The organism is Mycobacterium sp. E2699, from assembly GCF_001666745.1.
In the GTDB taxonomy this organism is placed as follows: Bacteria; Actinomycetota; Actinomycetes; order Mycobacteriales; family Mycobacteriaceae; genus Mycobacterium.
In genome coordinates this window covers 1-1064 of the sequence record NZ_LZJH01000002.1, presented here as the reverse complement: position 1 = coordinate 1064, position 1064 = coordinate 1, and the positions used below count along the sequence as shown (strand labels likewise).

At 70.9% G+C, this 1064-nt stretch carries 1 protein-coding gene; it reads right to left on the bottom strand.

Annotation, left to right across the window (positions count from 1 at the left end; genetic code table 11):
* Positions 1-1064 (bottom strand): HAD-IC family P-type ATPase (locus A5696_RS00010; protein ID WP_156738189.1); only part of this gene is annotated, 1064 nt, incomplete at both ends.

Here is a 1064-nt window from a genome sequence, read left to right as displayed (position 1 = left end):
AGCAGGATCTGGCTGGGCAGCATCGGCAGAAACGGCAAGAACGCCGACGCGGCGGCGGCGCTGAAGGTGTTGCCGAAGTTGCTCGACGTGCCCATCAGCACGTACTTGATCGTGTTGGCGAAGATCCGGCGGCCCTCGGCGACGCCGGTGGCCAGCACGCCCAGGTCCTTTTCCAGCAGCACCACGTCGGCCGCGTCCTTGGCGACGTCGGTGGCGCTGTCTACGGAGATCCCCACGTCCGCGGCGTGCAGGGCCAACGCGTCGTTGACGCCGTCGCCGAGGAAGCCGACCGATCGCCCGTTGCGGCGCAGCGCGGTGATCAGCCGCGCCTTCTGCTCGGGGGAGATGCGCGCGAAGATGGTGTGGTTTTGCGCGGCGTCGACGAACCCGTCGTCGTCGAGGGGTTCCAGCTCGGCGCCGGTGAGAGTGCCCTTGGACGCCAAACCCAGGTCATTGCAGACCTTTTCGGCGACCCGCGGATTGTCGCCGGTGGCGATCTTGAGCTCGATGCCCAGTTCGGCCAGCTGTGCCAGCGACTGGCGCGCCGCGGGTTTGGGTTCGTCGGCGAAGACCAGAAAGCCGGCCAGCGTGAGGTCGTGTTCGTCGTCGGCGGTGAGCTCCGTCAGCTCGGCGGCCGGGCGGGTGGCGACGGCGACCACCCGCCGTCCGGCGGCGAACAAGTCCGCCAGGGTCGCATCCGCGGCCGCCGGCGTCCCGTCGCACCGGTCCAGGACCTGTTCGGGGGCGCCCTTGACGACGAGGAGGCGGTTGCCGTCGTCGTCGACCAACACCGACGTCGCGCGCCGCTCGTGGTCGAACGGCAGCAGCGCGACGCGGCGCACCGCGCCGCCCACCAGTTGCTGTGGCTGCGGGGAGTCCCACAGCGCGGCGTCGAGCGGATTGGCGCTCACCACACCGGATTCCGGGTCGACGTCGGTGGCCAGCAACCCGAGCCGCCGGACCGGCTCGGCCGGCGCACCGGCCGGATCGACCGCGCCGACCAGGCGGATGCGGCCCTCCGTCAGCGTGCCGGTCTTGTCGGTGATCAGGATGTCGATGTCGCC